This is a genomic window from Pseudomonas costantinii, assembly GCF_001870435.1.
GTDB lineage: Bacteria > Pseudomonadota > Gammaproteobacteria > Pseudomonadales > Pseudomonadaceae > Aquipseudomonas > Aquipseudomonas costantinii.
The window spans coordinates 364,704-389,715 of sequence record NZ_MDDR01000034.1 but is presented as its reverse complement, the minus strand read 5'-3'; the positions used below and the strand labels follow the sequence as shown (position 1 = coordinate 389,715).

Below are 25,012 nucleotides of genomic sequence, written 5' to 3'. Positions count from 1 at the left end.
GGCGCGGCCTCATTAAGCCCAAAGCTTAATTTCCCCCCTCCATAAATGATTACGTCATTCCTATATGAATCTGACTGAACTCAAGCAAAAGCCGATTACCGACCTGCTCCAATTGGCCGAAGAGATGGGCATAGAAAATATGGCCCGTTCGCGCAAGCAGGACGTGATTTTCTCCCTGCTCAAAAAGCACGCGAAAAGCGGCGAGGAAATCTCCGGTGATGGCGTGCTGGAGATTCTCCAGGACGGCTTCGGCTTCCTCCGCTCTGCAGACGCTTCCTATCTCGCCGGCCCAGACGATATCTACGTCTCGCCGAGCCAGATCCGTCGCTTCAACTTGCGCACCGGTGACACCATCGTTGGCAAGATCCGTCCTCCAAAGGAAGGCGAGCGTTATTTCGCCCTGCTCAAGGTCGACACGATCAACTTCGATCGTCCAGAGAACGCGAAAAACAAGATTCTCTTTGAGAACTTGACCCCGCTGTTCCCGACCGTGCGCATGAAGATGGAAGCCGGTAACGGTTCCACTGAAGACTTGACCGGTCGTGTAATCGACCTGTGCGCCCCGATCGGTAAAGGCCAGCGCGGCCTGATCGTCGCACCGCCGAAAGCCGGTAAGACCATCATGCTGCAGAACATTGCAGCGAACATCGCGCGTAACAACCCAGAAGTTCATCTGATCGTATTGTTGATCGATGAGCGTCCGGAAGAAGTAACCGAAATGCAGCGCACCGTGCGCGGCGAAGTGGTTGCTTCGACGTTCGATGAGCCGCCAACCCGCCACGTGCAGGTTGCTGAAATGGTGATCGAAAAGGCCAAGCGCCTGGTCGAACACAAGAAAGACGTGGTGATCCTGCTCGACTCGATCACCCGTCTGGCCCGTGCCTACAACACCGTGATCCCGAGCTCCGGCAAGGTACTCACCGGTGGTGTCGATGCCCACGCCCTGGAGAAGCCAAAGCGTTTCTTCGGCGCTGCGCGGAATATCGAAGAAGGCGGCTCGCTGACCATTATCGCCACCGCGCTGGTTGAAACCGGCTCGAAGATGGACGAAGTGATCTACGAAGAGTTCAAGGGTACCGGCAACATGGAACTGCCCCTGGACCGTCGTATCGCTGAAAAGCGTGTGTTCCCGGCCATCAACATCAACCGCTCCGGCACTCGCCGCGAAGAGTTGCTGACTGCCGACGACGAACTGCAGCGCATGTGGATCCTGCGCAAGCTGCTGCACCCGATGGACGAAGTTGCCGCCATCGAGTTCTTGATCGACAAGCTGAAAACCACCAAGACCAACGACGAGTTCTTCTTGTCGATGAAGCGTAAGTAATACGACGTTTCAGGTCCGAAAAAATGGCGCCCTCAGGGGCGCCATTTTTTTTCGCCCGCTTTTTAAGCGCGTCACACAGCCAAATGCACCGCGATAAGCTGCCAGCCGCCCTCAGAGCAGGTAGGATGTACGCCTATTTTACGGGTGGCATGGTTAATGAAATTCAAGGATCTTCGGGATTTCGTGCAGCAACTTGAGCAGCGCGGAGAGTTGAAACGTATCCAGGTGCCGATTTCCCCGGTGCTGGAAATGACTGAGATTTGCGACCGTACCCTGCGCAACAAGGGCCCGGCGCTGCTGTTCGAGAACCCGACCGGCTTTGATATCCCGGTGCTTGGCAACCTGTTCGGTACGCCCGACCGTGTGGCCTTTGGCATGGGCGCAGAGTCGGTCAGCGAGCTGCGCGAGATCGGCAAGCTGCTGGCCTTCCTCAAGGAGCCCGAGCCGCCCAAGGGCTTGAAGGATGCCTGGTCGAAGCTGCCGATCTTCCGCAAGATCATTGCCATGGCACCCAAGGTGGTCAAGGACGCGGTGTGCCAGGAGGTGGTCATCGAAGGCGATGACGTCGACCTGGCCATGCTTCCGGTGCAGACCTGCTGGCCCGGCGATGTGGGTCCGCTGATCACTTGGGGGCTGACTGTCACCAAAGGCCCGAACAAGGATCGCCAGAACCTCGGTATCTACCGTCAGCAAGTGATCGGCCGCAACAAGGTGATCATGCGCTGGCTGAGCCACCGTGGCGGCGCGCTGGACTTCCGTGAGTGGTGCGAAAAACACCCTGGCAAGCCGTTCCCGGTCTCTGTCGCCCTGGGTGCTGACCCGGCGACCATTCTCGGCGCTGTCACTCCTGTGCCCGACAGCCTCTCTGAATATGCTTTCGCCGGCCTGTTGCGTGGCAACCGGACCGAGCTGGTGAAGTGCCGTGGCAACGATCTGCAAGTGCCGGCCACCGCTGAAATCATCCTGGAAGGCGTGATTCATCCGGGCGAGATGGCCGATGAAGGCCCTTACGGCGACCACACCGGCTACTACAACGAAGTCGACAGCTTCCCGGTGTTCACCGTCGAGCGCATCACCCACCGGATCAAGCCGATCTACCACAGCACCTACACCGGTCGTCCGCCGGATGAGCCAGCTATTCTGGGGGTGGCGCTGAACGAAGTGTTCGTACCGATCCTGCAAAAGCAGTTCCCGGAAATCACCGACTTCTACCTGCCGCCGGAAGGCTGCTCGTACCGCATGGCTATCGTGACCATGAAGAAGTCGTATCCAGGCCACGCCAAGCGGGTAATGCTCGGTGTGTGGTCGTTTTTGCGACAGTTCATGTACACCAAGTTCGTTATCGTCACCGACGACGACATCAATGCCCGGGACTGGAACGACGTGATCTGGGCCATCACCACGCGCATGGACCCCAAGCGCGACACGGTGATGATCGACAATACGCCGATCGATTACCTCGACTTCGCCTCGCCGGTGTCGGGCCTGGGCTCGAAGATGGGCCTGGATGCCACCCATAAATGGCCGGGTGAAACCACTCGGGAGTGGGGTCGGGTGATCGTCAAGGATGAAGCCGTGACTGCTCGTGTCGATGCAATTTGGAAAGAATTGGGAATAGATTGATGCGTGTAACCCTGCAACCTTCCGGCGCGGTACTGGAACTCGTCCCTGGCGAGCGAATCCTCGAAGGTGCGCGCCGCCTGGGCTACGAGTGCCCTCAGGCCTGTCGCAACGGTGTGTGCCATGTCTGTGCGGCGTTGCTGGTAGAGGGGCGGGTGCAGCAAGCCGGTGAGGTGCGCGACCATGGTGAGTTTTACACCTGCATCGCCGAGCCGCTGGAGGACTGCATTGTGTTGTGGGATGGCGTGTTGGCGCCGGGAGAGTTGCCGTTGCGCAAGTTGTCGTGCCAATTGAGTGAGTGCGTGGAAGTCGGCGGCGATGTGTGGCGTGTGCGCCTGCGGGCCCCGGCCGGTAAGGCGGTGCGCTACCACGCTGGGCAGTACCTGATGATCGAACGGGAGAATGGCGAGAAGTCGGCGTTCTCCCTGGCTTCGGCGCCCCACGCCGGGCGTGAGTTGGAGTTGCATGTGCTGGTCCGCGAGGACAGCGCCCGTAACCTGCTGGACCAACTGCAACGCAACCAGATGGCTCGCATCGAGCTGCCGTTTGGTGACACCCACCTGGCCGAACTGCCGGATGGGCCGTTGGTACTGATCGCCGCCGGCACCGGCATGGCACAGATGCACAGCCTGATTGAGCATTGCCGCGCCTCCGGCTTCAAGCACCCGGTGCACTTGTACTGGGGCGTGCGCCGTCCGGAAGATTTCTACGAGATCGAACACTGGGAGCAGTGGTTGCAACTGCCCAACCTGTTCCTGCACAAAGTCGTCAGTGACCTCTGTGGTTGGGAAGGGCGATGTGGGCTGCTGCATGAGGCAGTGTGTGAAGACATCACCGACCTCAGGGCCGTGCACGTTTACGCCAGTGGTTCACCGGCGATGATTTATGGCACCTTGGATGCACTGGTCGACGCCGGTATGGACGCGCACCAGATGCGCGCCGATGTGTTCGCCTACGCGCCTCGCCCCTAAAAGCGTACGCCGGTCGTGATCATCGCCGCATTGAACCCCAGCAACACCACTTCCGCCGCCACTGGCCCGAAGTGGACACCCACGGACGGAATGATCACCGGCGCAATGCCGAAACGGTTCAACGGGATCTTGTCGCGGTACTTGCCGCGATAACCCTGGATCACCCCGCCCGTGAGTTTCAAATACACCGGATAGTCGGTCATGTCATAGCGCTTGCCCGCGTAGGCGTAGTACGAGCGCTGGCTGAACGAGTTGCGAAATGTAGCCCCGCCATACACAAAGCCTGACGCTTCATTGCGTTCCAGGTTGATCAGGTCCTGGTTGTTGTTGTGCTTTGGGTCCGGTGAAAAGTGTCGCGTGTAAACGCTGGTCTGGGCGTACCAAAAACCTTTGTCGTCATTGGCCGGCGGCGCTTCGGCGGCCAGTGCGGTGGTGGCTTGGGCCAGGAACAACAGGCCAGGCAATCGAAATTTCTTCATGGGTGCGACCTCGATAGTCGGTTTGGTGGGCGGCTAGGTGGGTCGTGATGTGCGCTATTTTGACGGCTCGGTACACGCACAGGCTGAACCGGGGCTGAAAGTACCGGGATTGCTGCTGCAAATCCTGACGGATGGGGCGTCGGGCTTATGCTTTCGCTTATTCCTTAAAGGTATTTAATTTGTTACATAAATATCTTTAAGCTATATCTCAACGGACTACCGACTATTTGCCAATAACCAATAACTGACCGCCACCGCCCGCCAGCCGGATCGATCTTATGAACTCAGAGCATTGAAGTTCTGATTTTTGATTCCAAGGGGAGCGGTATGGGGAGCTACAAGAAACACGTGCTGTACACAGCGATTTTGTCGGCCAATTTGCTGACCGCTGTTGGATTCAATCCCGTCTTGGCGGCCGAAACAGCCGCAGCCGACGCACCAAAGCTCGACACTGTGATCGTCACCGGCACCCGCGCCCAAGAGCGTACCGCCAGTGCTTCGCTGTCGCCCATCGATGTGATTTCCGGCGATACCCTGCGCAGCAACGGCTCCGATGAGCTGGGGGCGGTGTTGGCGCGCCTGATTCCGTCGATCAACTTCCCGCGCCCAAGCCTGGTGGATGGCGCCGAATTGGTGCGGCCTGCGCAGTTACGTGGCTTGTCGCCGGATCAGGTGTTGGTGCTGGTCAACGGTAAACGCCGCCACACCAGTGCCTTCGTCAACCTCGGCGGTGCCGTGGGGCGTGGCTCGGCACCGGCAGACCTGAATGCGATCCCGCTGTCGGCAGTGGACCATATAGAAGTGCTGCGCGATGGTGCGTCCGCACGCTACGGTTCCGATGCGATTGCCGGGGTGATCAACGTGATCCTCAAGCACGATGACCATGGCGGCTCGATCTCCACCAAGTTTGGCGAGTACAAAAAGGGTGACGGTATACAGCGCACGGTGGCTGGCAATACTGGCTTCGCGCTGGGCGACAATGGCTTTATCAACCTGTCGGGCGAAGGCGCCGATAACGATTACACCAACCGCGCCGGGGATGATTTTCGCCCCGCCAGCGTAGGCTCCACCACCTATGGCCAGCGCGTTTTCCGTCAAGGCGAGCCGGCTACCAATGAAGGCAAATTCCAGTTCAACTCCGAATATTCCTTCAACGATGCTGCTGAGCTCTACTCCTTCGGCGGCTACAGCAAGCGGCGCGGCGAGACAGCGGCGTTCTACCGGGCGAGCAATGCGTCCAACAACATCCGGGCGCTCAACCCTAACGGCTACCTGCCGCTGATCAAGGGCGACCTCGAAGACACCTCGCTGGTGGTGGGTTTGCGCGGCTTGCTGGCCTATGACTGGCACTACGATCTGTCGGCCAACTACGGCAAGAACCAGTACGCGTTGAGCACCGAAACCATCAACACCTCCCTCGGCCTGGCCACGCCGCGCAAATTCGACAACGGCACGCTGAGTAACGACCAGAAGCAAGTCAGCCTGGACCTGTCCCGCGAATTCGATGTGGGCTTCCTGCCATACCCGGTTTCCGTGGCCTTCGGTGGCGAATACCTGCACCAGGGCTATGAAATTGAAGCGGGTGAACCAGCGTCCTACTACCAGACCGGCAGCTCGGGCCTTGGTGGTTTCCGGGATGCCGACGCCGGCAGCAGCTCGCGCCACAACTGGGCCCAGTACCTGGACCTGGAAACCAATTTCACCGAAAAACTCAGCGCCTCGGCGGCCGTGCGACATGAGGACTACAGCGACTTCGGCTCCAACGTCAGCGGTTCGCTGTCGGCCCGTTACGACTTCACCCCGCAAGTGGCCTTGCGCGGCAGCATTTCCAACGGTTTCCGCGCGCCATCATTGGCCCAGCAAAACTTTGCCTATACCTCGTCGCAGTTGATCGGCAGCACCATTCAGGAGGCCGGCACCTTCCCGGCTAACAGCAAGGTAGCCCGCTTGCTCGGCGCCGAGGACCTGAAAGCCGAAAAGTCGCGCAACTACAGCCTTGGACTGGTACTGGAGCCTGCTGATGACCTGACCGTGACGCTCGACGTTTATCGCATCGACATCCGCGACCGCATCAGCCTGTCCTCCAACCTCAATCTCAACCCGGCAACGGTGGCTTATCTGCAAGCCAATGGTGTCGGCAACATCAACTACACCACCGCCCGTTACTTCACCAACGCCACCGACACCAGCACCGACGGTGTCGACCTGGTGGCCAACTATCGCTACCAGTTCGATAACGGCATCCGTTGGAACAGCACGGTGGGCTACAACTACAACCACACCAAGGTGACGGATGTGAAGGCCAACCCGGCCATTCTGGATAGCTTGGGCGCGAATCTGGTGCGGGTGGACCGTCGCGAGCGTATCGGTTTGCTGGGCGACACCACGCCGCAGCACAAACTGAGCCTGGGTAACGATTTCACCTTCGGCAATTGGGCGCTGCACAGCAACCTGGTGCGCTATGGTGAGTTCACCAGTTACCAGGCGGACAAGATCAACGATCAGACCTTCAAGGCTGCCTGGGTGCTGGACTTGTCGGCGGACTACAAGCTGAAGAACTGGACCTTCACCCTGGGTGGCGACAACATCACCGACAAATACCCGGAAAAGGTCAATGCATTTGCCAGCAGTGGCGGCAACCTCGCCTATAGCACTTTTTCGCCGTACGGTTACAGCGGCGCGTTCTATTACGGTAAAGTCGCCTATAACTGGTAGTAGCTCTTTATTTTCAAAAAAGGAGACCTAAGCGATCCGCCATGACCGTTATTGAATCCGATCTTTTGCAATTGGCTTACCCTCCGCGGCTCGATCTTGGGCCGCAACTCACTCACGAACAGTTGATGAGCTCGATGCAGGCCACCATGAGTCGGCATAAGGGTGGGCCGGTCTGGCTATTCGCTTATGGCTCACTGATCTGGCGCCCTGAATGCTCGTCGACCGAGCGGGTGCGGGCACGGGTCCACGGTTATCACCGGGGCCTGTACCTGTGGTCTCACGAGCATCGGGGTACGCCGGAGTTGCCGGGTTTGGTATTTGGTCTGGATCGTGGCGGCTCTTGCAGCGGGTTTGCCTACCGTTTGCCGGAAGATCAGCTGGAAGCCTCGCTTTACGCATTGTGGCGCCGCGAGATGCCATATCCGTCCTACCGGCCACACTGGCTCAGCTGCCGTCTGGAAGATGGCAGTCAGGTGCAGGCGTTAGGGTTTGTACTGGAGCGGCATTTGCCAAGCTACGCCGGCAATTTGCCCGATGAAGTACTGAACCACGTACTGGAAAGTGCTTGCGGGCGTTACGGCACCACGCGCGATTATGTCGAGCAGACCGTTAACGCCCTGCGTAGCCACGCCATGCCAGATAAAAACCTGGAGGCGCGGCTCAAGCGTTGTACCAAGGATTGTTCAGGCAGCGATTAACGCGCTGAGCTGACGCTGTTGGTATGCCACAGCGTTGGGATCAGGAATGCGATCGCCAACAGGCACGCGCCAACCAGCAACACAAATCCACCATCCCAGCCGAAGTGGTCAACGGTGTAGCCCATGGCCGCACTCGCTGCCACCGAACCACCCAGGTAACCGAACAAGCCCGTGAAGCCCGCCGCGGTGCCGGCGGCTTTTTTCGGTGCCAGTTCCAGCGCCTGCAGGCCGATCAGCATCACCGGGCCGTAGATCAGGAAGCCGATGGAGAATAGCGCGATCATGTCGACCATCGGGTTGCCTGGTGGGTTGAGCCAATACACCAAGGTCGCCACGGTGACCAAGGCCATGAACACGATGCCGGTCAGGCCTCGGTTGCCACGGAAGATCTTGTCCGACATCCAGCCGCACAGCAGCGTGCCCGGAATACCTGCCCACTCGTAGAAGAAGTACGCCCACGAGGTTTTATCCACGTCGAAGTGCTTGGCTTCCTTGAGGTAAGTCGGCGCCCAGTCCAATACGCCGTAGCGCAGCAGGTAGACGAAGACGTTGGCGAAGGCGATGTACCACAGCATTTTGTTGCGCAGCACGTACTTTACGAAGATTTCCTTGGCGCTGAATTCGTCTTCGTGGCTGGCGTTGTAGCCTTCCGGGTAATCGTTCTTGTATTGCTCGATCGGTGGCAGGCCCACCGACTGGGGGGTGTCGCGCATGGTGATGAAGGCAAACGCCGCCACCGCCAAGGCCACGGTCGCCGGCACGTAGAACGCTGCGTGCCAGTCGTTGAACCAGGCCATTCCCAGCAGGAAGAGCGGGCCGATCAGGCCGCCGCCGACGTTATGCGCCACGTTCCATACCGACACCACGCCGCCGCGTTCTTTCTGCGACCACCAGTGCACCATGGTCCGCCCGCTCGGCGGCCAGCCCATGCCTTGGGCCCAGCCGTTGATGAACAGCAAAATGAACATCATGGTCACGCTGGACGTTGCCCAAGGTGCGAAACCGAAAATGAACATCACCCCAGCCGATATCAGCAGGCCGAAGGGTAGGAAGTAGCGCGGGTTGGAGCGGTCGGACACCAGGCCCATCAAAAACTTGGACAAGCCGTAGGCGATCGCGATCGCCGACATCGCCAGGCCCAGTTCACCACGGGTGTAACCCTCGTCGATCAGGTAGGGCATGGCCAGGGAGAAATTTTTGCGCAGTAGGTAGTACCCGGCATAACCGAAGAAAATACCGGCGAAGATCTGCCAGCGCAGTCGTCGGTAAGTGCTGTCTATTTTTTCTTCAGGCAGGGGCGCCTGGTGTGCGGCAGGTCGAAAGAAAGCAAACATTCAAGAGCTCCAAATTTCTTGTTTTGACTGCGGATGCGAATGTTACAGTTTCGTTACCGAAAATAGCACCGCCTCTTATCTGCGAGCACAGGAAATGAGAGCAATTGCATGTTCTTTTACGAACATGTCGCTTAGGGGTAATTCGAGGGCGTTTTAGGTCGCGGGTAATGGCTACGGGGTATTCGACGCGATATCGCCGGGGAGCAAGTGCTCCTGGACTTTCTGGCTGCGGGATTCGATCAATTGGCCCTGGTCATCGAAGCGCAGCACGATCAACCAGTCATACACGCTTTCCGGCCACTTCTTCATGCCGGTCAGCGCCGGGCCATCCCCGCCAAACGCGGCGATCAACTTGTCGATATGCCCGTGGTGCCAGGCAATCAATACGGTTTTCACCTGGTTGGACTTGCGCAGGGACTTGACCAACTTGTCGACTTCATCGTCGGCGTAGGGCTGTTCGATCGGTAATTGGAGGCGTTGGGCCAGCGGTGTCAGGGTCAGGCGCGGTCGGGCGCTGTCCTTGCTGTCACGGGTAGCAATCAGCCGCTGAGGGACTATGGAGATGCCGTTTAACTGCAACGGGTCGAAATAACTGGCATACGCCGCTGCGCGCTGTTCGCCGCGAGCGTTGAGTAGCGGCCCTTGGTCGGGTTTCTCGGCATGGCGCACGATCAGTACCGTGACATTGCTCAGGCCGAGGGCTTCGTCCTTTTTGTGGGCGAAGGCTTGTGCCGACAGCACCATCAATACCCCCAGCAACAGCGTACGCAACCGTGTAACCATGACCCTTCCTGCCTTTAATTGAGTGCCTTGGCGCGATCATGCGCCAAGGCCCTGCGTGGGCAAAATGAAACAACGGTCAGCGTAGTTGAACCACCACCTTGCCGACGGCTTTACGCTGGCCCAGATCATTGATCGCCTGGGCGGCCTGTTCCAGCGGGTAAACCTGCGACACCAGCGGCTTCAACTTGCCCTCGGCATACCAAGTGAACAACTGTTGGAAGTTCGCCGCATTGTCCTGCGGCTGGCGCTGGGCAAACGAACCCCAGAACACCCCGACCACCGCCGCGCCCTTGAGCAGGGCCAGGTTGACCGGCAGCTCGGGAATGCGCCCGCTGGCGAAGCCCACCACCAGCAGGCGGCCGCCCCAGGCGATGCCACGGATGGCCTGGTCAAACAGATCGCCGCCCACGGGGTCGTAGATCACATCGACACCATTGCCGTCGGTCAGGCGTTTGATTTCCTCCTTGAGGCTGGCTTCGCTGTAGTTGATCAACTCATCGGCGCCGGCTGCCTTGGCCACAGCGAGCTTGTCGGCGCTGCTGGCAGCGGCGATCACTCGGGCGCCCATGGCTTTGCCGATTTCCACGGCAGCCAGGCCCACGCCACCGGAAGCGCCGAGTACCAGCAGGGTTTCACCGGGTTGCAGGTTGGCCCGTTGTTTCAGGGCATGCATGGAAGTGCCGTAAGTCATGCTGAACGCGGCGGCCGTGTTGAAATCCATGCTCGGCGGGATCGGCAGCACGTTGTAGCCCGGCACCGCGACCTGCTCGGCAAAGCTGCCCCAGCCCGTCAGCGCCATCACCCGGTCGCCAACCTTAAGATGGCTGACCTTTTCGCCCACTTCACTGACCACGCCCGCCGCCTCGCCACCCGGTGAAAACGGAAAGGGCGGCTTGAACTGGTATTTGCCCTCGATGATCAGGGTGTCCGGGAAGTTGACCCCGGCTGCGTGCACGTCCAGCAGAATTTCGTTTTTCTTGATCTCCGGGCTGGCGATCTCTTCCAGCACCAGGGTTTCGGCGGGGCCGAAGGCTTTGCACAGCACAGCTTTCATCGGACTATTCCTTTTGGCGTCGTGGCCGATAAGTGTAGGAGGGTACGCCCGTGGGTCAACGAGCATGCCCGGGCCTGATAAGTCGCCATAAGCTTGTGCTCAGCCTTGCTAGCGTTATGCTACCCGGCAATCGAATTCGAGGAATGAACTGTGAAAGCGTGGATCCTGTTGATGCTGGCCCTGACCTTGCCGATGGCAGCCCAGGCCGAAGAAGCGAAAGAAGGCGAGGCGCCGAAGGTCAGCTATATCAGCCTGACCCCGCCATTCGTGGGTAACTACGGTCTGGATGGCACGGCGAAGCTCAAGGTATTCAAAGCCGACATCGCCCTGCGCGTAACGGGGCCTGAAGCCGCCGCTGCGGTCAAAGCCAACGATCCGCTGATCCGTAACCAGTTGGTGGCGCTGTTTACCCAGCAGACCAACGAGGCCATGAGTACTGTCGAAGGCAAAGAAAAACTGCGACAGGAAGCCTTGAAGCAGACTCAGCAAGTGATGAATGACGAGACCGGCAAGCCGGTGGTGGAAGATCTGTTGTTCAACAACCTCATCATCCAGTAGTCCACTGAGACCCTAAACCACTCGTAGCAGCTGTCGAGCTTTAGCGAGGCTGCGTCGGGCGCAACTCGGTTCAAGACCGTACCGCGGCCGATGCAGCCTCGCTAAAGCTCGACAGCTGCTACGCCGGTCATGTCAGGAGGCGAGACTTTTCCTGAACCTGGCCAGCGCCACCGCAAAAAACACCAAGCCAATCCCTGCCAACGCCAGCAAATCCGGCCACACCACACCCACGCCCGCATCCCGAAACAAAATCGCCGCGCTCAAACTCACAAAGTGCGTCGACGGCGAGCCCTGCATCACCCACTGCAACCACTCGGGCATGCTGTCCAGCGGCGTGCTGCCGCCGGAGAGCAACAGCATCGGGATAATCACCGGGATCGCCAGCAAGCCGAATTGCGGCGTCGAGCGGGCGAGGGTGGCGAGGAAGATCCCCAACGCGGTGCTGGCAAACAGGTAAAGCGCCGTCACAAACAAGAACAGGCTCAAGGACCCGGCCAACGGCACGCCGAGCAAACCTTTGACCACCAGCTCCAGCGACAGCCAGGTACACAGCACCACCACCAGCATGTTGCTCCAGATTTTCGCCAGCATGATTTCCAGCGCGGTCAGCGGCAGCACCAGCAAATGGTCGAGCGTGCCGTGCTCGCGCTCGCGCAGCAGTGCGGTGCCGGTCAGCACGATAGCGAGGATGGTGATGTTGTTGACGATCTGGATCACCGCCAAAAACCAGCCGCCTTCCAGGTTGGTATTGAACAGGGCACGGGTCGTCAGCCGGGCAGGCATCTTGCTGGCGGCGTCGGTTTGGCTGCTGTAACTCAGCAGCTCGCGCTGAAAAATCCGCCCGATATAGCCTGCGCCCATGAACGCCTGGCTCATCGCTGTCGCATCAACGTTCACCTGCACGCCCGGCTGGCGCCCGGCCAACAGATCGGCCTGGAAGTTCGCCGGCACGTTGACCACGAAGGTGTACTCGCCGCTGTCCATGACCTTGTCCAACTGGTCGTAGGCCAGCGGCGCGGGCGGCTGAAACTCGGGGGGCTGCAACGCCTCGGCCATCTGCCGAGACAGCGGGCTGTGGTCTTCATCGACAAAGGCCACGCTGGCGTTGTGAACACCAATCACCGAACCGGCGGCGGGCATGTAGATGGCGACGGTGAAGGCGTAGAACAGAAACAACAGCAACACGCTGTCGTGGCGCAGGCTGGTCAGTTCCTTGATGCCCAGGCGCAGGATGTGAGCGAGCTTGTGCATCAGGCCTCCTGCTTCTTGAGCATGATCAGGCTCAGCCCGGTGAACCCGACAAAGAAACCGAACAGCGCCAGGCATTGCGGCCACAACTGGCGCAGGTCCAGAGCCTTGGTAAAGGTACCCACCGCGATATCCAAAAAGTGCCCGGCCGGAAACAGCATACCCATCAGTGCGGCGGCACCTTCCAGGGACGAACGCGGCACGATCAGCCCGGAGAACTGGATGGTCGGCAGGCTGGTGATGATCATGGTGCCGAGGATCGCGGCGATCTGGGTACGGGTGAACGCGGAAATCAGCAAGCCCATGCTGGTGGTGGCCAGCACGTACAACAGCCCGCCGAATGCCAGCGTCAGGCCGCTGCCCTTGAACGGCACGCCGAACAGCCAGCGGTTCATCGCCACCAGCAGCGCCAGGTTGACCAGGCTCACGGCCAGATACGGCGCCTGTTTGCCCAGCAGGAATTCCAGGCGAGTCAGGGGTGTGGCGTAGAAGTTGGTGATCGAGCCCAGCTCTTTTTCCCGCACGATGCCCAGCGCGGTGAGCATCGCCGGAATAAATGCCAGGATCAGCGCCATCACGCCTGGGCCGATAGCATTCACACTGACGACGTCTTGGTTATAGCGAAAGCGGGTTTCCAGCTTGGCGGCGACGCTGTTGTTCAGCGGCAGGCTGCTGAGTTCGGCCAGTTGCTGGAGGTTGCCTTGGTGCACCGCTTCTACATAGTTGCGGCTGGTTTCCGCGCGAAACGGCATGCCGCCGTCGAGCCACGCGGCCACCGTGGGCTGGCGACCGGCATAAAGGTCGCGGCCAAAACCGGGCGGAATCTCCAGGGCCAGTTTGATTTCCGAGCGTTGCAGGCGCCGGTGCAGTTCGTTCGCGTCGCGAATGGGCGACTGCTCGGCGAAGTAGCGCGAACTGCGGAAGGCTTCCAGATAGGCACGGCTCTGTGGGGTCTGGTCCTGGTCATAGACGGCGAAGGCGAGTTTTTCCACGTCCAGGGAAATCCCGTAGCCGAAGATCACCATCATGAACATCGCCCCGAGCAGGGCGAAGGCCATGCGCACTTTGTCACGCAGCAGTTCTTTGCCTTCGCGGCTGGCTACGGCCAATAACCGGGACAGGCTGAAACCCCGTTTGCTGATCGGCGGTGTGCTGGTTTCGCTGACGGTTTTGCTCGGCACGGAGGGTTCGGCTTCGCCTTGGGCCTGTTCCAGGCAGGTGACGAATGCGGCCTCCAGAGTGTCGCCGTGGAACTGCTGTTGCAGTGCGTCCGGTGTGTCGCAGGCCAGCACCTTGCCCGCGTGCATCAAGGAGATGCGGTCGCAGCGCTGGGCCTCGTTCATAAAGTGGGTGGACAGGAAGATCGTCACGCCCTGTTCGCGGGACAGCTCGATCAGCAGCCGCCAGAAATCATCCCGCGCTGCCGGGTCGACGCCTGAGGTGGGTTCATCGAGGATCAGCACTTCGGGGCGATGCAACACCGCCACGGCCAATGACAAGCGCTGGCGCAGGCCGAGGGGCAGTTCTCCAGACGGTTGCTCGGCTATGTCACCGAGGTCGAAGCGTTGGATCAGTTCGTCGATACGCGGGCCACTGTCGGCTTTGGGCAGATCAAACAGTTGCGCGTGCAGTACCAGGTTCTGGCGCACGCTGAGTTCGCCGTACAGCGAGAAACTTTGCGACATGAAGCCCACGCGCTTGCGGGTCGCCAGGTCCTTGGCATTCACCGGGTTGCCCAGCAATATCGCGTTGCCTTCGGTGGCCGGCATTAACCCGGTGAGGACTTTCATGGTGGTGGTCTTGCCGCAGCCATTGGAGCCGAGGAAACCGAAAATCTCGCCCCGGCCGATGGCAAAGCTGACCTTGTTCACCGCCGTGAAATCACCAAAGCGCAGGGTCAGATCGTGGGCTTCGATGGCGATATCGGTGTTGCCGCCTTCGCGTGGCGGGATCACCAGCGGTTGGCTGTTGTGGGCACTGTCGCCTTGGAAGTGGGTGAAGGCTTCGTCCAGTTTGCCGCTGGGTGTTGCTGTTGCCAGCTCGCTGCTGAGGCCGTCGGCGATCAGTTTGCCGCGGTCGAGCATCAAGCAATGTTCGAATTGCTCGGCTTCTTCCATGTAGGCCGTGGCCACCAGCAGTGTCAGTTGCGGCCGCTCGCGGCGTACGGTTTCGACCAGTTCCCAGAACCGTCGACGCGACAGCGGGTCGATGCCGGTGGTCGGTTCGTCAAGGATCAACAGGTCCGGGTCGTGGATCAGCGCGCAGCACAGGCCGAGTTTCTGCTTCATCCCGCCGGAGAGCTTGCCCGCGGGGCGCTCGGCAAACCGCGCGAGGTCGGTGGCCAGCAGCAGATTGTGCATACGCTGGTCGCAGTCCGCTTTCGACAGGCCAAATAGCGTGGCGAAAAAGCGGATGTTCTCGCTGATGGACAGTTCGGGGTACAGGTTGCCGCCCAGCCCCTGCGGCATGAAGGCAATGCGCGGATACAGGCTGTTGCGGTGACGGCGGTTTTCGATGGAGCCGCCGAGCACCTCCAGTTGACCGACCTGAAGCTTTTTAACCCCGGCGATCAAACCCAGCAGGCTCGATTTACCCGCGCCATCCGGGCCGATCAACCCACAGCGGGTACCGGCCGGCAGGCTGAAGGCGATGTCGACCAGTGCCTGTTGCTTGCCGTAGCGGTGGTTGATCCCCGTGGCGTGCAGTGCCAAGCCGGTCATTGCAGATTGGCCGGCCAGGCGATGTCAGCCGTGCGCACGTAGCCGGCGCCGGGCATGCCCGGTTTGGCTTGCGGTACGGCGCTGGGTTGAGTCAGGCGCAGTTTGACGCGGAACACCAGTTTCTGGCGCTCATCGCGGGTCTCCACTTCCTTGGGGGTGAACTGCGATTTGGCGGCGACAAAACTGATCTTGGCGGGCAGCGGTTGTTGGGGCAGCGCGTCGAGGAGAATACGCGCTTCACTGCCGACGGTCAGGCGGCCGGTGACGGAGGCGGGCAGGTAGAGGTTCATGTACTGATCGTTGGGGTCGATCAGCAGCAAAACTCGGCCGCCCGCGCCGAGCACTTCGCCGGGTTCAGCCAGGCGCAGTTGGATAATGCCGTCGATGGGCGCGCGCAGGCTGCTGTCATCGATTTCGCTGGTGAGCTGGGCCACTTGGGCCTGGGCGGCGCCGATGGAGGCCTTCACTGAGTTGACCTGAGCTTGCGCTGCGATCACCGCCGCATTGCCGGTGTTCTGGCGGGCTTGCTGTTGGTCGATCAACTGCGTGCTGGCGAAGCCGCGCTTGTACAGCTCCTGGGTGCGCTTGAGTTCCTGGTTGGCCAGCAACTGCTCGCTTTGGCGCAACTGCACATTGGCCTCGGCGGCCGCGAAGTTTTCCTTGGCACGCAGCACTTCGGCCTCGGCCTGGGCGCGCTGGGCCTCAAGAGTGCGAGTGTCCATGCGCGCCAGCAGTTGGCCCTTGAGCACCTTGTCGCCTTCATCCACCCGCACTTCGGCCAGGCGCCCGGGGATCTTGGCGGCGATCTGTACTTCGGTGGATTCCAGGCGGCCATTGCCCATGCTCAGGCCTTCGGGCAGGCGGTCCTGGGTGGATCGCCAATAACCGAAGCCACCGGCACCCAACAACAAGGCGATCAGTGCGACGGCAAAAAGACGGGGTGTGTGGTGGTTCGTTGACATGGCTGCATCCTGCGGCATTAGCGTCCTAGTTTGACCGATGTCGCCCGAAGGCCCTTGATACCGGTCAAATGAAGCGCAAGCCTAACGCGCTTGGCGCACAGATGCATGCGCCAGAGGCGTGACCGCAGGGTTCTGCTTTATCAGTGCAGGGCGAGCACCGCTGCCCATTGCTCGGCGGTCACCGGCATCACGGACAGCCGACTGCCCTTTTGCACCAGTGGCAACTCGGCGAGCGCGGTTTGCTGTTTCAGATAGCCCAGGCCCAGCACCTTTGGAAAGGTTTTAACGTGCGCCACATTGATCGCACTCCAGGGATTTTTCTCTGGGCTGGCCTTGGCGTCGAAGTAGTGGCCTCCCGGCTCCAGTGCGGTGGGGTCCGGATAAGCGGCCTCGATGATTTTCCCAATCCCGGCAATGCCCGGCTCGGGGCAGCTGGAGTGATAGAAGAAAAACTCATCGCCGACGGCCATGGCTCTTAGGAAGTTGCGCGCCTGATAGTTGCGTACCCCATCCCAGCGCGCTTCGCCGAGCTTTTCCAGGCCTTTGATAGAGAGTTCGTCGGGCTCGGATTTCATCAGCCAGTAGGCCATTTTTGGGCTCCTCAAAAAGGCATTGGGCAAGTTGTCGGGCAATTTGATGACAAACCGACGGTCGGTTGGCGTCAAGGTTTGCGTGTTGGTTCACGTTACCGCAGAATGCCGGGGTTTTAAGCTTGACGCAGCTGCAACGGACTACTTTGGAACGTTGTTGTCATCGTGTACGAGGTGCCTGAAGGGGGGCAATCGATGCAACGTAAACCGGATTTACTATGGATTTTGGTTATTTTGTTTGGTCTGGGCGTCGTGACCACCGGGTATGCGCAGAGCTTGTGGTCGAACAAGACCGATGCGCCCGTTGAACTGGCTCAGCAGCAGCCACAACCGTTCAAGCGCTAACGCCCTTCAAGGCGCCACATTTTCCAGTGGCGTCTGTGCGACATACCACTTTTTATCGGTGACGGTGCCAGCCAGCGGCACGTCCCAGCTCGCCTGCGCCAAACGATTAACCTTCTGACATTCATGGGCCAGGCCCAGCAGCGTCGGTTTGCGCCAGCTTTTGCGTCGAGCCAGGTACGCCAGGCTGCGGTCATAGAAACCGCCGCCCATGCCCAAACGTCCGCCAGCAGCATCAAACCCCACCAGCGGCAACAACACCAGGTCCAGCGTCCAGACTTGGCGTTGGCGGTTGGCATTGACCTTAGGCTCAAGAATGCGAAAGCGGTTGGGCAGCAACTTATCCCCAGGGCGTACACGCTGGAACACCATCTTGGTCCGGGGCCAGGCGCTGAGCACCGGCAGATAGGTGGCCTTACCACGGCGCTGTGCGGCGCGCAGCAGCAAGCGCGGATCGATTTCACCGTCCGTCGGTAGGTATAAAGAGATATGTTTGGCCCGGCGAAACAGCGGGTGCTGTGCCAGTTGCCGATACAGGCCTTGGGCTGCCTGGCGCTGCTCGCTTGGCGTCAGTTCGCGGCGGGCTTTGCGCAACATGCGTCGAAGTTGCGGACGGGAGAGCGGCGCAGGTTCGGTCATGGTTTTCGGCTCATAAAACAATGCCAGTCCTGAGACTGGCATTGAGTTTGGGAATTCAGGCTCCCCGACAGAGCCGCTGTCGACTTAGCCCTTGAACCCGAAAGTTCAAGGTGGAAGATGCAGTAGGCTTTAAGGCTTTCCGTCTAGCGGACATGCACACCAGCCCAACGTGCAACTTCCAGGGTAGTGCGAATCGGCTCAGGGACATCGCCGACTGGCAAACACGCCAGGGAGTGGGGCGAGTATACCTTAAACAGACTCGGCAATCAGCCCTTGGGTGCGTCTGAATCGGTGGAAAGTGCCAGATCCACGCGCTCCAGCAAGTCACGCACTTGCTCACGCGTCGAGCCGCTGGCCTGCACGTCAGGCCGTTCCTGCTTATGCAACAGATCGTGGGTGATGTTCAGCGCGGCCATCACGGCGATGCGGTCGGCACCGATCACTTTGCCGCTGCTGCGGATTTCACGCATCTTGCCGTCCAGGTAGCGGGCAGCACTCACCAGGTTGCTGCGTTCTTCCTGGGGGCAGATGATCGAATATTCTTTGTCGAGGATCTGCACGGTAACGCTATTGCTTGAACTCATGAGTCTTGCTCCAGGGCCTTCAGGCGCGAAATCATCGATTCGACCTTACGCCGGGCGATTTCGTTTTTTTCAATGAGGTGAGCGCGTTCCTCGCGCCAGGTCTTTTCCTGAGCTAATAGGAGTCCGTTTTGACTCTTAAGTTGCTCGACCCGATCAATTAGCAGTTCGAGTCTGGCCATCAGCGCTTGCAGGTCGGTGTCTTCCATTGGGTTCCACTGGATTTGTCTGATGAATGGCAACTGCAGGATAAACGATCTGACGCCCTCGATAGTCTTGGTACGTCTGCCGGTGCTAGGATACAGCGCTTCATTCTAGACATTGCGCCGTCTGGCGCCTAGCTCACCATGCCTATTCAGAACTCCCCGTACGATGCTTTTTCAAAACTGCTGAGCACCAGCGGTCACCCTTGCTCGCCTGCCGAGCTGCACGGCGTATTGCTGGGCCGCAGCTGCACCGGCGTTGGCTTTGATGCCGACAACTGGTTGGCTGATGTGGCCGAGCTGCTGGAAACCGAACCCACCGAGAATGTGCGTAATGCGCTGATCGGCCTGCAGGAAATGGTCAAGGGCGAGCTCACCGGTGATGACGTCACCGTGGTTCTGCTGCTGCCGACCGACGACGCGCCGCTCACCGAACGCGCTGCAGCACTGGGCCAATGGTGCCAGGGCTTTCTCCACGGCTTTGGCGTGAACGCCGGTGGCCTGGAGCTGAGCACCGACGCCAAGGAAGTGTTGCAAGACTTGGCGGCCATCTCCCAGGTGCAAGATGCCCTGGAAGAATCCGAAGATGGCGAAGGCGACTACATGGAAGTGATGGAATACCTGCGCGTCGCGCCGCTGTTGCTGTTCACCGAGACCAAGAAATCCGCTGAGCCAGCCGCACCCAAGCCGTCGCTGCACTAAGAAAGGAAGCCCATCTGCCCATGATCCATATCCCGAAAGCGGAATACACCCGTCGCCGCAAGGCGCTCATGGCGCAGATGGAACCCAACAGCATCGCGATCCTGCCTGCCGCCGCCGTGGCGATTCGCAATCGTGATGTCGAGCACGTCTACCGCCAGGACAGCGATTTCCAGTACCTGAGCGGTTTCCCCGAGCCGGAAGCGGTGATTGTGCTGATGCCCGGCCGTCAGCATGGCGAGTACGTGCTGTTCTGTCGCGAGCGCAATGCCGAACGCGAGTTGTGGGATGGCCTGCGCGCCGGTACCGAAGGCGCGATCCGTGACTTTGGCGCCGATGATGCTTTCCCTATCACCGATATCGACGACATCCTGCCCGGCCTGATCGAAGGTCGCGACCGGGTGTATTCGGCCATGGGCAGCAACGCCGAATTCGACCGGCATCTGATGGAGTGGATCAACGTGATCCGCTCTAAAGCGCATCTGGGCGCCCAGCCGCCGAACGAATTCGTTGCCCTGGATCATCTGCTGCACGACATGCGCCTGTATAAATCGGCGGCAGAAGTGAAGGTGATGCGCGAGGCCGCGCGAATTTCCTGTGCTGCCCACGTGAAGGCAATGCAGGCCAGTCGCGCCGGGTTGCATGAATTCAGCCTGGAAGCCGAACTGGATTACGAGTTCCGCAAGGGCGGCGCGAAGATGCCGGCCTATGGCTCCATCGTTGCCGCCGGGCGTAACAGCTGCATCCTGCATTATCAGCAGAATGACGCAGTGCTCAAAGAGGGCGATTTGGTGCTGATCGACGCCGGTTGCGAGATCGACTGCTACGCCAGCGACATCACCCGCACTTGGCCGGTCAACGGCAAGTTTTCGCCGGAACAGAAGGCGATCTATGAAATCGTGCTGGCTTCCCAGGAAGCTGCCTTTGCCGAGATCGCCCCCGACAAGCACTGGAACCAAGCCCATGAGGCCACGGTGCAAGTCATCACTGCTGGGTTGGTGAAGTTGGGGCTGTTGCAGGGCGACGTCGACGAGTTGATCGCCAGCGAAGCCTACAAAGCGTTCTATATGCACCGCGCCGGCCATTGGCTGGGTATGGATGTGCACGATGTGGGCGAGTACAAGGTCGGCGGTGAATGGCGCGTGCTGGAGGTCGGCATGGCATTGACCGTGGAGCCGGGGATCTACATCTCGCCGGACAACCAGAGTGTGGCAAAGAAATGGCGTGGCATTGGCGTACGCATCGAGGACGACGTTGTGGTGACCAAGCAAGGCTGTGAAATTCTGACCGTCGGCGCGCCTAAAACCGTCGCCGAGATTGAAGCGCTGATGGCGGGTGCCCGATGAGTCGGGTCAACCTGGCGATTATCGGCGGCGGCCTGGTGGGCGCCAGCCTGGCGTTGGCCTTGCAGGCCGGGGCCAAGGCGCGAGGCTGGAAGATCGTGCTGATCGAGCCCTTCGCCCCCGGCGACAGTTACCAGCCTAGTTACGATGCTCGCTCCTCGGCGTTGTCGTTTGGCGCCCGTCAGATTTATCAGCGCTTGGGCCTGTGGCAAGACATCTCACGCCGCGCCGAGCCGATCAAACAGATTCATGTGTCGGACCGTGGGCGCTTCTCCACCGCGCGCCTGTCCGCCATGGAGGAGGGCGTGCCGGCGCTCGGTTATGTGGTGGAAAATGCCTGGCTGGGCCAATGCCTGTGGCAGGGTCTGGATAAAGACGTGGTCAGCTGGCGTTGCCCGGCGGAAGTCACGCGCATGGAGCCACTGCCCGATGGCTATCGCCTGACCCTCAACGATGAAACGGTTCTTGAATGTGATCTGGCGGTATTGGCCGACGGTGGCCGCTCCGGTTTGCGCGAGCAACTCGGCATTGGTGTGAAAACCCGCCCGTACAACCAGAGCGCATTGATCGCCAACATCACCCCGAGCGAAGCCCACAACGGCGAGGCGTTCGAGCGTTTCACCGATGAAGGGCCGATGGCCTTGCTGCCGTTACCCGACAACCGCTGCGCCCTGGTCTGGACGCGCATCGGCATGGACGCCCAGCGCCTGGCCAGCCTCGACGAACGCAGCTTTCTCAGCGAGTTGCAGGGCGTGTTCGGTTATCGCCTGGGCACCCTGAAACAAGTTGGCGCGCGTCACCTGTATCCGTTGACCCTGGTGGAAGCCGAAGAGCAAGTGCGTTCCCACCTGGCGATCCTCGGCAATGCCGCCCACAGCCTGCACCCGATTGCCGGCCAGGGTTTCAACCTGTCCCTGCGCGACGCCAATGCCTTGGCCGAGGCCCTGCTGGCTGGGCCGCAGGTGCCGGGTGATCTGGCGACTTTGCAAAGCTATCGCGAGCGTCAGCGTCTGGACCAGAAACTCACCGTGGGCTTCTCTGACCAGGTCACGCGCCTGTTCGGCAGCGCCCAGCCGTTGGTCGCGCTGGGCCGCAACATGGGCTTGCTCGGCCTGGATTTGTTACCGCCGGCCAAGCGCTGGTTCGCCCGGCAGGCCATGGGCCTGGGCACGCGTCCTGATGCGTAACTGGCTGACCCAGCGTCTGGGCAAGGCGCGGCTGTTGCGTTGGTTCCTGAGCCTGTACCCGCCATACCTCGGTGCGGGTGTGCGGGTGCAGGAACTCAGTGCCGACTTTCGCCATGCCAAAGTGCGCATGGGCCTGGGCTGGTACAACCGCAATTATGTCGGCACCCAGTTCGGCGGTAGCCTGTATTCGATGGTCGACCCGTTCTACATGCTGCTGTTGATGGAGAACCTGGGCCGCGACTACATCGTGTGGGACAAGGCCGCGAGCATCGACTTCATCTCACCGGGCAAAGGCCCGGTGTACGCCGAATTTTTCATCGACGAGGCCTTGCTGGATGAGATTCGTCGACAGACTGAAGGTGGCGAGAAGTACTTGCCCCACCTCAAGGTCGAGATTCATGACGGCTCCGGCACTCTGGTGGCGCGGGTCGACAAAACCCTTTACGTGCGGCGCAAGCCGCCAGCGAGACAGGCTTAAAGCATGGACATGCGCGCAGATGTGCTGATTGTCGGGGCCGGAATGGTCGGAAGCGCCCTGGCGCTGGCGTTGCAGGGCAGTGGCCTGCAGGTGCTGCTGCTCGACGGCAGCCCGCTGAGCGTCAAGCCGTTTGACCATGACTCAGCCTTTGAGCCCCGTGTGAGCGCCTTGTCGGCTGCCAGCCAACGTATCCTCGAGCGGCTTGGTGTATGGGACGGCATCGTGGCGCGGCGCGCCAGCCCTTACGGCGAGATGCAGGTGTGGGACGGCAGCGGCACCGGGCAGATTCATTTTTCGGCGGCCAGCGTGCATGCCGAAGTGCTGGGGCATATCGTCGAGAACCGTGTGGTTCAGGATGCCTTGCTCGACCGTCTGCACGACTGTGACTTAGGTCTGTTGGCCAATGCGCGCCTGGAGCAGATGCGTCGCTCTGGCGATGACTGGCTGCTGACCCTGGCCGATGGCCGACAGTTACGCGCGCCGCTGGTGGTTGCCGCCGACGGCGCCAACTCTGCCGTGCGCCGCCTGACGGGCACAGCGACACGTGAATGGGATTATCTGCATAACGCCATCGTCACCAGCGTGCGCAGCAGTCAACCGCACCAGCGCACGGCGTGGCAGCGCTTTACCGATACCGGCCCGCTGGCGTTTCTGCCGCTGGCGCGGGACGGGCAAGAGGATTGGTGTTCGATCGTCTGGTCGACCACGCCGACTGAGTCCGAACGCCTGATGGCGCTGGACGATGAGCACTTCTGTCGTGAGCTGGAGCGGGCTTTTGAAGGGCGGTTGGGCACGGTGATCAGCGCTGATCCGCGTGTCTGTGTGCCGTTGCGTCAACGTCACGCCAAGCGCTACGTGGCCGAAGGCCTGGCGTTGATCGGTGACGCGGCCCACGTAATCCACCCATTGGCGGGGCAGGGTGTAAACCTGGGTTTTCTCGATGCGGCGACACTGGCCGAGGTGCTGTTGTCTGCGACCGAGCGCGGCGAGCGCCTGGCGGATGTGAAAGTGCTGAGCCGCTACGAGCGTCGACGCATGCCGCATAACCTGGCGTTGATGGCGGCGATGGAAGGTTTTGAGCGGTTGTTCCAGGCCGATCAGTTGCCGTTGCGCTGGCTGCGCAATGCCGGGTTGAAAATGGTCGACCAGATGCCGGAAGCCAAGGCGGTGTTTGTGCGCCAAGCCCTCGGCTTGACTGGAGATTTGCCGGAGTTGGCCAAGCCCTGAGGCTGTCGCGCAACATCTGGTAACGCCTCCGCCGAGCGCTACCAAATGTGAGTCCTTATCATTTGCCCTCTTTTTGCAAATGAGAGAGACCGCACCCATGTTGGCACCCAAGCGCCTCCTGACTGCCCTGGCACTCACCCTTATCGGAAGCACCACCGTGCAGGCGGCCGATGAAGTGGTGGTCTACTCCTCGCGCATCGACGAACTGATTAAGCCGGTGTTCGACGCCTACACCAAAAAGACCGGCGTGCAGGTGAAGTTCATCACCGACAAGGAAGCCCCGCTGATGCAGCGCATCAAGGCCGAAGGCGAAAACGCCACGGCCGACCTGCTGCTCACTGTCGACGCCGGCAACCTCTGGCAGGCTGAGCAAATGGGCATCCTGCAACCGTTCACCTCCGAGGTGATCGACAAAAATATTCCCCTGCAATACCGCTCATCGGCCCATGCCTGGACCGGTTTGAGCCTGCGCGCACGAACCATCGCCTACTCCACTGCCCGGGTAAAACCGGGGGATCTGACCACCTACGAAGCGTTGGCCGATAAGCAGTGGGAGGGCCGTTTGTGCTTGCGCACGGCGAAAAAAGTCTACAACCAGTCGCTGACCGCCACGCTGATCGAAACCCACGGCGCGACCAAGACCGAAGCAATCGTTAAAGGTTGGGTCAACAATCTGTCCACCGATGTGTTCTCCGATGACATAGCGGTGCTGGAAGCCATCAACGCCGGGCAGTGCGACGTGGGCATCGTCAACACCTACTACTACGGCCGCCTGCACAAGCAGAAGCCGGACCTGGCGGTGAAGCTGTTCTGGCCGAACCAGGGCGACCGTGGCGTGCATGTAAACTTGTCAGGCATTGGCCTGACCAAGCACGCACCGCACCCGGAAGCGGCCAAGGCGCTCGTGGAGTGGATGACCACGCCTGAAGCGCAGAAAATCTTCGCCGACGTGAACCAGGAGTTCCCGGCCAATCCGGCGGTACCACCGTCGGCGGAAGTGGCGACCTGGGGCAAGTTCGTGGCGGATACCCTGCCGGTGGAAGTAGCGGGCAAGCGTCAGGCTGAGGCGATCCGGTTGATGGATCGGGCTGGCTGGAACTAAGTACGCAGATCTAAATGTGGGCGCGGGCTTGTGTGGGAGCTGGCTTGCCTGCGATAGCGTCACCTCGGTATGACGGCTATACCGAGGCGCCTGCATCGCGGGCAAGCCCGGCTCCCACACAAGACCGCTTCCACACTGGTTAGCGGCGACTTCAA

24 protein-coding genes and 1 other RNA gene are annotated in these 25,012 nt (G+C 60.4%); 13 read left to right on the top strand and 12 right to left on the bottom strand.

Annotation, left to right across the window (positions count from 1 at the left end; genetic code table 11):
- Positions 1–64: 64 nt before the first annotated feature.
- The 3 genes from rho (at position 65) to BFL40_RS17240 (ending at position 3,915) form a co-directional block, all read left to right on the top strand.
- Positions 65–1,324, top strand: a complete 1,260-nt coding sequence (rho, locus tag BFL40_RS17250; RefSeq protein ID WP_003176825.1) for a transcription termination factor Rho — start codon at positions 65–67, stop codon at positions 1,322–1,324.
- A 156-nt stretch (positions 1,325–1,480) separates the two neighbouring features.
- On the top strand, positions 1,481–2,947 hold the full coding sequence (gene ubiD / locus BFL40_RS17245) for a 4-hydroxy-3-polyprenylbenzoate decarboxylase (protein ID WP_053258591.1): 1,467 nt from the start codon (positions 1,481–1,483) through the stop codon (positions 2,945–2,947).
- On the top strand, positions 2,947–3,915 hold the full coding sequence (locus BFL40_RS17240) for a CDP-6-deoxy-delta-3,4-glucoseen reductase (protein ID WP_071485120.1): 969 nt from the start codon (positions 2,947–2,949) through the stop codon (positions 3,913–3,915). Before ubiD ends, BFL40_RS17240 begins: the two co-directional genes overlap by 1 nt.
- Here the strand turns inward: BFL40_RS17240 and BFL40_RS17235 are convergent.
- On the bottom strand, positions 3,912–4,394 hold the full coding sequence (locus tag BFL40_RS17235) for a sn-glycerol-3-phosphate transporter (RefSeq protein WP_071485119.1): 483 nt from the start codon (positions 4,392–4,394) through the stop codon (positions 3,912–3,914). The genes BFL40_RS17240 and BFL40_RS17235 overlap by 4 nt on opposite strands.
- 327 nt (positions 4,395–4,721) lie before the next feature.
- On the opposite strand from BFL40_RS17235, the gene BFL40_RS17230 reads away from it, so the two are divergent.
- Positions 4,722–7,109 carry a TonB-dependent receptor plug domain-containing protein gene (locus BFL40_RS17230; RefSeq protein WP_071485118.1) on the top strand — a complete coding sequence of 796 codons (2,388 nt, stop codon included), beginning with the start codon at positions 4,722–4,724 and terminating at the stop codon, positions 7,107–7,109.
- A 41-nt stretch (positions 7,110–7,150) separates the two neighbouring features.
- The gene (locus BFL40_RS17225) at positions 7,151–7,807 is read left to right on the top strand and encodes a gamma-glutamylcyclotransferase (RefSeq protein ID WP_071485117.1); all 657 of its coding nucleotides are present in this window, start codon (positions 7,151–7,153) and stop codon (positions 7,805–7,807) included.
- On the opposite strand, the gene glpT is transcribed toward BFL40_RS17225, so the two are convergent.
- The 3 genes from glpT to BFL40_RS17210 form a co-directional block, all read right to left on the bottom strand.
- A complete protein-coding gene (gene glpT / locus BFL40_RS17220; protein WP_053258586.1) occupies positions 7,804–9,141 on the bottom strand; it encodes a glycerol-3-phosphate transporter in 1,338 nt (445 codons plus the stop codon). The genes BFL40_RS17225 and glpT overlap by 4 nt on opposite strands.
- A gap of 171 nt (positions 9,142–9,312) precedes the next feature.
- A complete protein-coding gene (locus tag BFL40_RS17215; RefSeq protein ID WP_071485116.1) occupies positions 9,313–9,924 on the bottom strand; it encodes a flagellar basal body-associated protein FliL in 612 nt (203 codons plus the stop codon).
- 76 nt (positions 9,925–10,000) lie between these two features.
- On the bottom strand, positions 10,001–10,978 hold the full coding sequence (locus BFL40_RS17210) for an NADPH:quinone oxidoreductase family protein (RefSeq protein WP_071485115.1): 978 nt from the start codon (positions 10,976–10,978) through the stop codon (positions 10,001–10,003).
- Positions 10,979–11,128: 150 nt separating this feature from the next.
- Between BFL40_RS17210 and BFL40_RS17205 the strand changes: the two genes are divergently transcribed.
- The gene (locus BFL40_RS17205) at positions 11,129–11,536 is read left to right on the top strand and encodes a flagellar basal body-associated protein FliL (RefSeq protein ID WP_016973073.1); all 408 of its coding nucleotides are present in this window, start codon (positions 11,129–11,131) and stop codon (positions 11,534–11,536) included.
- Between the two features lie 132 nt (positions 11,537–11,668).
- Here BFL40_RS17205 and BFL40_RS17200 read toward each other — a convergent pair whose 3' ends face one another.
- From BFL40_RS17200 to BFL40_RS17185, 4 genes are all read right to left on the bottom strand, one after another.
- A complete protein-coding gene (locus tag BFL40_RS17200) occupies positions 11,669–12,787 on the bottom strand; it encodes an ABC transporter permease (RefSeq protein WP_071485114.1) in 1,119 nt (372 codons plus the stop codon).
- Entirely contained in the window at positions 12,787–15,504 is a 2,718-nt protein-coding gene (gene rbbA / locus BFL40_RS17195) for a ribosome-associated ATPase/putative transporter RbbA (protein ID WP_071485113.1), read from the bottom strand. Before rbbA ends, BFL40_RS17200 begins: the two co-directional genes overlap by 1 nt.
- The gene (locus BFL40_RS17190) at positions 15,501–16,466 is read right to left on the bottom strand and encodes an HlyD family secretion protein (protein WP_071485112.1); all 966 of its coding nucleotides are present in this window, start codon (positions 16,464–16,466) and stop codon (positions 15,501–15,503) included. The genes rbbA and BFL40_RS17190 overlap by 4 nt, the downstream gene beginning before the upstream one ends.
- Before the next feature lie 140 nt (positions 16,467–16,606).
- Positions 16,607–17,056, bottom strand: coding sequence for an EVE domain-containing protein (locus BFL40_RS17185; protein ID WP_071485111.1), 450 nt, complete (start codon positions 17,054–17,056; stop codon positions 16,607–16,609).
- A 195-nt stretch (positions 17,057–17,251) separates the two neighbouring features.
- Between BFL40_RS17185 and BFL40_RS34110 the strand changes: the two genes are divergently transcribed.
- The gene (locus tag BFL40_RS34110) at positions 17,252–17,401 is read left to right on the top strand and encodes a hypothetical protein (protein ID WP_010207387.1); all 150 of its coding nucleotides are present in this window, start codon (positions 17,252–17,254) and stop codon (positions 17,399–17,401) included.
- A 6-nt stretch (positions 17,402–17,407) separates the two neighbouring features.
- Here BFL40_RS34110 and BFL40_RS17180 read toward each other — a convergent pair whose 3' ends face one another.
- From BFL40_RS17180 to BFL40_RS17165, 4 genes are all read right to left on the bottom strand, one after another.
- Entirely contained in the window at positions 17,408–18,037 is a 630-nt protein-coding gene (locus BFL40_RS17180; protein WP_071485110.1) for a 5-formyltetrahydrofolate cyclo-ligase, read from the bottom strand.
- A gap of 57 nt (positions 18,038–18,094) precedes the next feature.
- Positions 18,095–18,273: non-coding RNA, 6S RNA (ssrS, locus tag BFL40_RS17175), on the bottom strand.
- Between the two features lie 30 nt (positions 18,274–18,303).
- Entirely contained in the window at positions 18,304–18,621 is a 318-nt protein-coding gene (locus BFL40_RS17170) for a cell division protein ZapA (RefSeq protein ID WP_057723387.1), read from the bottom strand.
- Positions 18,618–18,827 carry a TIGR02449 family protein gene (locus BFL40_RS17165; protein ID WP_003177365.1) on the bottom strand — a complete coding sequence of 70 codons (210 nt, stop codon included), beginning with the start codon at positions 18,825–18,827 and terminating at the stop codon, positions 18,618–18,620. The genes BFL40_RS17170 and BFL40_RS17165 overlap by 4 nt, the downstream gene beginning before the upstream one ends.
- Positions 18,828–18,965: 138 nt before the next feature.
- On the opposite strand from BFL40_RS17165, the gene BFL40_RS17160 reads away from it, so the two are divergent.
- From BFL40_RS17160 to BFL40_RS17135, 6 genes are all read left to right on the top strand, one after another.
- A complete protein-coding gene (locus tag BFL40_RS17160) occupies positions 18,966–19,523 on the top strand; it encodes a YecA/YgfB family protein (protein WP_017739071.1) in 558 nt (185 codons plus the stop codon).
- A 20-nt stretch (positions 19,524–19,543) separates the two neighbouring features.
- Positions 19,544–20,866 carry a Xaa-Pro aminopeptidase gene (pepP, locus tag BFL40_RS17155; protein WP_071485109.1) on the top strand — a complete coding sequence of 441 codons (1,323 nt, stop codon included), beginning with the start codon at positions 19,544–19,546 and terminating at the stop codon, positions 20,864–20,866.
- Positions 20,863–22,050, top strand: a complete 1,188-nt coding sequence (gene ubiH / locus BFL40_RS17150; protein ID WP_071485108.1) for a 2-octaprenyl-6-methoxyphenyl hydroxylase — start codon at positions 20,863–20,865, stop codon at positions 22,048–22,050. Before pepP ends, ubiH begins: the two co-directional genes overlap by 4 nt.
- Positions 22,043–22,528 carry a DUF4442 domain-containing protein gene (locus BFL40_RS17145; RefSeq protein ID WP_071485107.1) on the top strand — a complete coding sequence of 162 codons (486 nt, stop codon included), beginning with the start codon at positions 22,043–22,045 and terminating at the stop codon, positions 22,526–22,528. Before ubiH ends, BFL40_RS17145 begins: the two co-directional genes overlap by 8 nt.
- Before the next feature lie 9 nt (positions 22,529–22,537).
- Positions 22,538–23,755, top strand: a complete 1,218-nt coding sequence (locus BFL40_RS17140; protein ID WP_162843050.1) for a 2-octaprenyl-3-methyl-6-methoxy-1,4-benzoquinol hydroxylase — start codon at positions 22,538–22,540, stop codon at positions 23,753–23,755.
- A 97-nt stretch (positions 23,756–23,852) separates the two neighbouring features.
- Positions 23,853–24,857 (top strand): extracellular solute-binding protein, encoded by a 1,005-nt coding sequence (locus BFL40_RS17135; RefSeq protein WP_071485105.1) that lies wholly within the window; start codon positions 23,853–23,855, stop codon positions 24,855–24,857.
- The last annotated feature ends 155 nt before the right edge of the window (positions 24,858–25,012 follow it).